This window comes from Streptomyces sp. NPDC006265 (assembly GCF_040613555.1).
Lineage (GTDB): Bacteria > Actinomycetota > Actinomycetes > Streptomycetales > Streptomycetaceae > Streptomyces.
Map to the genome: position 1 here is coordinate 1 of NZ_JBEXSH010000496.1, position 6,687 is coordinate 6,687.

The following is a 6,687-nucleotide window of genomic DNA, read 5'->3' on the forward strand; positions in this document are numbered from 1 at the left end:
GTGCGCGAAGCGATCTCCAGCACCGTCAACGGCTCGCCCACCGTGACGTCGCGTGCGATGTCGATGCCCGGAGCCACATCGTGTGCCCGGCGCTCGGCCGCCGTCAGGGTGCCGTCCAGCAGCTCTCGAATTCCGGCCGCGGCCGGGTTCCACGGTGGCCCGCCAGGTAGTGCGTGGAGGGGCGGTGAGCCGAAGGCGTGAACCAAGCGCAATTGCGCCTCTCGCAGTTCGGCCTCGTGCGCCGCGGCGGCGACCGCGTCCAGGCTTGACGGAGAACCGTCCAGGCCGACCACCACGGGCTTCGTCATGACGTGGTCCTTGTCTCCGGGGCGCTTGTGGGCCGCTGCCGTTGTGGCGAGTGGGGGAGCAGCAGGACCGGGCAGCGTGCGTGGTGGAGGACGCCCGGGCTCACGGAGCCCAGCAGCATGCCGCTGAAGCCGCCGTGCCCGCGGGTGCCTACGACCAGCCCGAGCTCCCACGAGGGGAGGCCCCCTTCGGGGCGGTTGCCGGGGACGGGTTCACCCTGCGCGTACACCAGTCTCATGGGCAGATCACGCCGGTCTGCCTCATCGGCGGCCCAGGCCAGGGCCATCCGCTTGTCCGGACCGGGGTCGGCACCGACCAGGATCGGTTTGCAGACGTCCGGCGCCGTGGTCCGGGCCCGGAGTGTCGCGTCGTCGACCATGGCTTTCTTCTCCTGCGCCTGCTTCGGGACTGACTGCGGCAGCACGATGTCGTGAGGCAGACGGGCCTCTCGGGCCGTCCTTCGGGCTTCGGGCCGGCCGGGTCAGTTGCTCGCACGACCCCACCACGATCCCTGCTTCCGCCACTCCGTGTCCCACCCACGGCTCCGGCGCCGGTCGAGGACGACGCGCGCTCCGTAGAATCCGGCGGCTGCCGCGGTGGCGACGCCGAAGAATGCGGCGGCCCCCATGAACGTTGCCTCGATGTCCGCCTGGCCCGGTGTCTGCGGCGGGGTCGTGAGCCGTTCTTCCTGGTCCATCCACACGGCGACCCGCTCCCCGGCCTTCGAACCGGCGTCAACTTGGGTCCTGCCGGTGTGCGATGTGCCGTCAGCCGCGGTCCAGCGCACTGTCGCGATGACGTGGTCAACGGTCACCTCACCGCTGACGAAGCTGCGGGGCGCTTCGCCGACCAGGACGGCGGTGGCCGGGCGGCGCTCCGCGCGTTGCCGGGCGAGCGCGTCCACCGTGCCCCGGGCGCTCAGTACACCCGCCACAGGGCCGGCCACGGCCGTCACGAGCCAGGCGGCCAGCAGGATCCAGGCCTCCAAGACGTCTTCGCGGCGGCGCAACGGGCTGCGGCGCCAGCGCCACAGGTGTGATCGCCGGACGGTTGTGCTCGGAGCCATCGTGCTCACCTCCCGGACCGTGTGCGTCAGGGGCGTCGCCGGCGGGGCAGGGCCTCAGCCAGCAGTCTCGTGCAGGCGGCGGCGGTACAGAGCCGAGTGCACGGACACCACGCCGTCGACGCCGCGGCACAGCCGCTCGATGACGGGGATGATCTGCTCGGTCTCCACCCGGCCCTTGAGGGTCACACGGCCGTCGCGCACGTCCACGGCCACGTCGGAGGGGGCGAGGCCCATTGTCCGGACGAGGACGTCACCGGCGATCTCGTCGCGCAGCGCGTCGTCCCGGCGCAGGAAGACGCGCAGGAGATCACCACGGCTGACGATGCCGACCAGCGTCTCCGCCTCGTCCACCACGGGCAGCCGCTTGACGCCTTCGGTGTCCATGAGACGCGCGGCTTCGACGACCGTCCACTCCGGCCGCGCGCAGACCGCGGGAGCGCTCATCAGCTGCTCGGCCGTGATGCCGTCGTTCGCGGCGCGAGCCCCGTTCGACGCGTTCGGCGACCGCGGCAGGCCGGTGGGGTCGGGCCGTGCCGCGACCGTGCGGAGCAGGTCGGCTTCCGACACCACTCCGACCGGGTGGCCGAGGTCGTCGACCACGGGCAGGGCCGTCACCTCGTTCTCGGACAGCAGACTGACGATGTTCTTGAATGGTGTGTGCCGTCGTGCCAGGACGACGCCGTGGGTCATGAGGTCTCCGACGGTGCGGTGCTGCATGACGCTCCTCCCTCGGGTCCTGCGACCGACTGCGGCGCGCGCCGACCTTGCGGTCGTCCGCATGTCTTCGCACCTTCAGCCTGACCGGAGGCCATGGTCGTGCGCTTGGGGCCTTGGTGCAGAGCAGGGGGTCTGTTCGTCCCGGTCCGTCGGGACCTTTGGCCCGTTGGTGCCGGCTTCGTCCCCGCGTGATGCTGGAGAGAGAGCCATCGACGGAGAGGGCACGGCCATGCACGCCCACCTTGGCGACCGGCTGATCGTCGAAAGCCCGTCCACCGGCGTCGTCCGGCGCGACGGAGAGATCGTCGGCCTCCATCACGAGGACGGGACACCGCCGTACGACGTCCGGTGGTCGGACACGGGCGATGTCACGCTGGTCTTTCCGGGGCCGGACGCCCACATTCACGAAGGAGGACTGGAGGAGCCCCCATCGAGCGGCCCGCCATTGGCAGGCGACACGGGCGTCTCCCCCCAGTCGGGTGACATCGGCCGACGCGTGGCCGCGGCCCGGCTGCGGCAAGGACTGAGCCTCCAGGAGACCGCCCGCCGCGCCCGCATGTCACCGGAGTACCTCGCCTACCTCGAGACGCACGCATCCGACCCGAGCCTGGGGACGCTCCTGCGCGTGGCCGACGCGCTGGGGACCACACTCCTGGGACTCCAGGGCGGTGACCAGGAGCGGCCTCCAGGCCAGGGAAACGCGCTCTACCACCCCCGCCTGCGGGACCTCGGTGAGCAGGAGTGCCGCGCGCTGCTCTCGACACACGGCGTCGGGCGGGTCTCACTGACCACACCGCGCGGACCCGCCGTCTTCCCCGTCAACTATGAAGTGGTCGACGACGCCATCGCTTTCCGTACCGCACCCGACGCCTCCCCGGCCGGCGCTGTGGGGAACGAGGTGGCCTTCGAGGTCGACCACGTCGACGATGCGCTGAGCCAGGGCTGGAGCGTCCTGGTGGTCGGCCGGGCCCGGGCCGTCACGGACGTCGATGCGATCCGCACCCTCGAGGAGCAGGCGCACACGAAGCCCTGGGCCGGAGGCCGGCGCACGCTGTGGGTGTCGATCGTCGTCGACCGTCTGACCGGGCGCCGCATCACGGCCGACGACGCCTGAGCGCATGCGCGCCTCGGAGGACTTTCGGGACACGGCGGGGACTGTTCGGCCCCAGACAGCTCCGCCGGGACGACGGTGCACCGGGACCGGCCCGGCCGTCGCGGCGAAGCCAGCCCGACAGGGAGGTCGTGATGAAGATGAGAACGCGTTGTGGCCGCACGATCAACGTCACCCGCTTCGCCCCGCAGGGGCTGCCGGCTCCGATGGGACGCGTCGTCCTGGACGCCTCCTTCGCACCCCATGACGCGGGGGAACTGTGGGCATCGCTCACAGCCGAGGAGGCCCGGCGCCTGGCCGGACTGTTGCTGTTCCAGGCCGCCGCGGTGGATCCGGAACCGGCGGGCCCGCCAGGAGCGGCGGAAGTGGTGCCGATCGCGGGTGACGCCTACGAGATACGAGTGCGCGGGCACGTGCTGACGGTCGACCAGCCACTCTCCGACGGAGGGAAGGACACCGCACCCACCCCGGTGGAGCTCTTCGTCGCGGCGGTGGCCTCCTGCGCGGCGCACTACGCGGGCCGCTACCTCGACCGGCACGGCGCGAGCCGGGAGGGCCTGTCCGTCCGCGCGGAGTACAGCATGGCCGACGACCGGCCGCCCCGAGTCGCAGCCATCTCGCTGACCGTCATGGCCCCGGCCCTGCCTCCGCGGCGGGAGGCGGCGTTGCGCGCGGTGGTCTCCCACTGCACCGTGACGAACACGCTGGCCCAGGCCCCGGAGGTGGAGCTGGAAATCCGGTGCGCCGCCGACGGCGAGGCGGCCCGGGAGACGGAGGCGAGCCCGGGACGACCATCCGCCGGAGGGCTCACCTCCTCCCGCCATGAAGATGCTCCGCCCGCAGCGGGGCCACAGGATCACCGATCCCGAACACGCTGACATGTCACCGCCGGAGACCGGGCCAGAGGTGTACGCCCTTGCTCCACCCGACGTCTGCCCGGCCTTGGCCGGTTCCACCCCGGGCCTCACGTCGGACGTCGCATGTCAGCGACTCGCGGCCCACGACGTCCGCTTCGGCGACGGCGAGACGCTCCTCATCCGTTCCACGCTGCAGCCCCACCTCACGGGGTGACACGTCACCGAGTTCGAGGTCGAAGGCGAGATCCAGGTGGTCGAGGTGACGCGTGGAGACCGGACAGCGTCGTGCCGACGGCCGCCCCGATCGCGTCCCTCATCGAGGAGGCCACGGGGCGGCGGACACCGTGGCCCTGCTGCGACTGAGCAGCACGGGCGTCGGGATCATCGGAGCGCCACCACGGCCGGGCCGAAGGCCGCCGGCCGTCCGCTCGGCGCCGTCGAACTGCCCGAGGGCACATCGTGGCGACCATCGTCCGGAACGGCGACCCCACAGCGCCCACTCCCCGGACGGTGCTGCAGCCCGGCGAGGAGCTCCCGCTCGTTTCTCACCACGCCGGCGGGGAGGAGATCCACGCGGCCTTCCGGTGAAGGGGATCACGGGGTCACGATCAGCGGGCGGGATCCTTCTCCTGACGGACCACGACGACCGGGCATGCTGCGTGCTGGGCACATCGCTGGCTGACGGACCCCAGCATCGCCCGGGCGAAGCCGCCGATTCCCCTACGGCCGACGACGAGAAGTTCGGCCCCTTCGGAGGCCTGGATCAGCGCCTCCGACGGGTCGCCCTGGACAAGGTGTTCCTGCAACCGTGGCGGTTGCCCGCCCGGAAAGACGGTGCGCAACTCCTGCGCGAACCGCTCCCGCGCCTGCTCCAGATCGAAGTCCGGGTCGACCGCCGGTCCGCTCCAGCCCCGGGCGGACGGCGTGTCCCAGACATAGATCGCCTCCACGGCACCGCCGACCATCCGTGCGTGATGCACCGCCCACCGCAACGCGGCACGGGAGGCAGGAGATCCGTCCACGCCCACGACCACCCGTGGAACAAGTTCAGAGGATTGCATGGTGACCTCACTCAGCAGGGGCTCCCCGTACTCCACGTTGCCCGGACCGGCGCGTCGGAGGAAGGGCCGACCGGCCCTGGTCGGGCCATCGGGGCCGGGAGTGGATCGGGCCGTTCGGCCCATGACGTCCCGGGGGGTATGGGCGAGCCTGGAAGCGACGGCAAACCTTCCCAGGCAGTGGAGGACGTCATGCACGGCTCTGTGTACACAGTGAGCGATGTGATGACCCGCACCGTTGTCGCTCTGGCCGCCGGTGCGACTTTCAAGGAGATCGTGCGGACTGTGGAAGGGCAGCGGATCAGCGCACTGCCCGTCGTCGACACCCGGAAACGGGTGATCGGCGTCGTCTCCGAGGCGGATCTGCTGCGCAAGGAGGAGTTCCGCGACAGCGCCCCCGACCGGGGGCCCCGGGCCCGGCCCCCGGAGGGGCTTGAGAAGGCACAGGCGATCACCGCAGCCGATCTGATGACCTTCCCGGCCGTCACCGTCCACCCCGGCGCGACCCTCGCCCAGGCCGCCCGTCTCATGGCCCGGCACAAGATCAAGCGGCTGCCGGTCGTCGACGACGATGGTGTGCTGCGCGGGATCGTGAGCCGTTCGGACCTGCTGCGGGTGTTTCTGCGGCCCGATCACGACATCGCGGAGGAGATCCGGCACGAGGTCCTGGCCGGACGGCTGCCCGACGGAATCGATTCGGTCCGCGTCGAGGTGAACGAGGGCGTCGTCACGCTCACCGGCCGCGTGCCCGACACTTCAGTCGTACCGCTGGCCGTGCGTCTCGTGCGGTCCGTCGAGGGAGTGGTGGACGTACGTCCCGAGCTCACCGGACCCCCGCACCGTCCCGCCCTCGAACCGGATCTGGCGCAGGAGGAGGAAGGGCGACGTTCCACGCCACAGCCGAGGGCATGAGCGTCCTGCGAGCGACGGGCCGGGCGACCCTACAGGCCGAGGCCGTTCGGCCCTCGTCACCTGAACTCGGCCGACGGAGACTGAAACTGTAGGAAGGAGGGTGACATGACCAGCATGCTGGAACGACTGCCGGGCTGGCCCGACCTGTTCGGCTGGGCGGAGACGGGGCTCCCCGGGGCGCACGTCGCCCCCGGGCTGCACGGCATCCGCATCGAGGAACACCTCGGGGACGGCATGTACACCGTGCGGGCCGAACTTCCCGGTGTCGACCCCGACAAGGATGTCGAGATCACCGTCGAAGAAGGGCTGCTGACGCTGCGCGCCGAGCGCACCGAGCAGACCACCGAGAAACACCGCACCGAGTTCCGCTACGGCACCTTCGCCCGTGCCGTCCGGCTCCCCGCCGGTGCGCGGGGCGACGAGGCGACCGCGGAGTACGAGGACGGTGTCCTGACCATCAGGGTCCCGGTCCCGGAGGCGAAGACGGGAACCAGGGCCATTCCGGTGCGGCACGTCTGAGAGCGGCGGGCGTCCGCATCACAACCGTGTGCGCGGCCGGGGTGACACCGGCCGCGCACACGCCGGTCCGGGCCCCGATTGCTCCGGATGTCTCAGCAGATGCGCGGAAGTTGCTCACCCAGGGGCATGTCCACCACGCGC

Annotated in this window: 10 protein-coding genes; 5 read left to right on the top strand and 5 right to left on the bottom strand. The window is 71.4% G+C overall.

The window, feature by feature from the left end; all coding sequences use genetic code 11:
- From ABZ281_RS31580 to ABZ281_RS31595, 4 genes are all read right to left on the bottom strand, one after another.
- On the bottom strand, positions 1 to 308 hold a 308-nt coding region (locus ABZ281_RS31580), incomplete at its 3' end, for a universal stress protein (RefSeq protein ID WP_356661034.1).
- Positions 305 to 685, bottom strand: coding sequence for a universal stress protein (locus tag ABZ281_RS31585; protein ID WP_356661036.1), 381 nt, complete (start codon positions 683 to 685; stop codon positions 305 to 307). The genes ABZ281_RS31585 and ABZ281_RS31580, both read right to left, overlap by 4 nt.
- A gap of 102 nt (positions 686 to 787) precedes the next feature.
- Positions 788 to 1,372 carry a hypothetical protein gene (locus ABZ281_RS31590; protein WP_356661038.1) on the bottom strand — a complete coding sequence of 195 codons (585 nt, stop codon included), beginning with the start codon at positions 1,370 to 1,372 and terminating at the stop codon, positions 788 to 790.
- A 54-nt stretch (positions 1,373 to 1,426) separates the two neighbouring features.
- Positions 1,427 to 2,089, bottom strand: a complete 663-nt coding sequence (locus ABZ281_RS31595; protein WP_356661040.1) for a CBS domain-containing protein — start codon at positions 2,087 to 2,089, stop codon at positions 1,427 to 1,429.
- A gap of 229 nt (positions 2,090 to 2,318) precedes the next feature.
- Between ABZ281_RS31595 and ABZ281_RS31600 the strand changes: the two genes are divergently transcribed.
- The 3 genes from ABZ281_RS31600 to ABZ281_RS31610 all read left to right on the top strand — a co-directional run bounded on the left by ABZ281_RS31600 (position 2,319) and on the right by ABZ281_RS31610 (position 4,645).
- Positions 2,319 to 3,203 carry a DUF1918 domain-containing protein gene (locus ABZ281_RS31600; RefSeq protein WP_356661042.1) on the top strand — a complete coding sequence of 295 codons (885 nt, stop codon included), beginning with the start codon at positions 2,319 to 2,321 and terminating at the stop codon, positions 3,201 to 3,203.
- 131 nt (positions 3,204 to 3,334) lie between these two features.
- Positions 3,335 to 4,078, top strand: a complete 744-nt coding sequence (locus ABZ281_RS31605; protein ID WP_356661044.1) for an OsmC family protein — start codon at positions 3,335 to 3,337, stop codon at positions 4,076 to 4,078.
- A 438-nt stretch (positions 4,079 to 4,516) separates the two neighbouring features.
- Positions 4,517 to 4,645 (top strand): hypothetical protein, encoded by a 129-nt coding sequence (locus ABZ281_RS31610; RefSeq protein WP_356661046.1) that lies wholly within the window; start codon positions 4,517 to 4,519, stop codon positions 4,643 to 4,645.
- Positions 4,646 to 4,665: 20 nt separating this feature from the next.
- On the opposite strand, the gene ABZ281_RS31615 is transcribed toward ABZ281_RS31610, so the two are convergent.
- A complete protein-coding gene (locus ABZ281_RS31615; RefSeq protein WP_356661048.1) occupies positions 4,666 to 5,118 on the bottom strand; it encodes a universal stress protein in 453 nt (150 codons plus the stop codon).
- Between the two features lie 189 nt (positions 5,119 to 5,307).
- Here ABZ281_RS31615 and ABZ281_RS31620 point away from each other — a divergent pair, with 189 nt between their 5' ends.
- Together ABZ281_RS31620 and ABZ281_RS31625 are read left to right on the top strand one after the other, a co-directional pair.
- Entirely contained in the window at positions 5,308 to 6,027 is a 720-nt protein-coding gene (locus ABZ281_RS31620; RefSeq protein ID WP_356661050.1) for a CBS domain-containing protein, read from the top strand.
- A 105-nt stretch (positions 6,028 to 6,132) separates the two neighbouring features.
- Positions 6,133 to 6,546, top strand: a complete 414-nt coding sequence (locus tag ABZ281_RS31625) for an Hsp20/alpha crystallin family protein (RefSeq protein WP_356661052.1) — start codon at positions 6,133 to 6,135, stop codon at positions 6,544 to 6,546.
- The last annotated feature ends 141 nt before the right edge of the window (positions 6,547 to 6,687 follow it).

Bases quoted from the DNA above. Each gene is read 5' to 3' on its own strand.
- ABZ281_RS31585 (WP_356661036.1), bottom strand. From the start codon at position 685: ATGGTCGACGACGCGACACTCCGGGCCCGGACCACGGCGCCGGACGTC.
- ABZ281_RS31590 (WP_356661038.1), bottom strand. From the start codon at position 1,372: ATGGCTCCGAGCACAACCGTCCGGCGATCACACCTGTGGCGCTGGCGC.
- ABZ281_RS31595 (WP_356661040.1), bottom strand. From the start codon at position 2,089: ATGCAGCACCGCACCGTCGGAGACCTCATGACCCACGGCGTCGTCCTG.
- ABZ281_RS31600 (WP_356661042.1), top strand. From the start codon at position 2,319: ATGCACGCCCACCTTGGCGACCGGCTGATCGTCGAAAGCCCGTCCACC.
- ABZ281_RS31605 (WP_356661044.1), top strand. From the start codon at position 3,335: ATGAAGATGAGAACGCGTTGTGGCCGCACGATCAACGTCACCCGCTTC.
- ABZ281_RS31615 (WP_356661048.1), bottom strand. From the start codon at position 5,118: ATGCAATCCTCTGAACTTGTTCCACGGGTGGTCGTGGGCGTGGACGGA.
- ABZ281_RS31620 (WP_356661050.1), top strand. From the start codon at position 5,308: ATGCACGGCTCTGTGTACACAGTGAGCGATGTGATGACCCGCACCGTT.
- ABZ281_RS31625 (WP_356661052.1), top strand. From the start codon at position 6,133: ATGACCAGCATGCTGGAACGACTGCCGGGCTGGCCCGACCTGTTCGGC.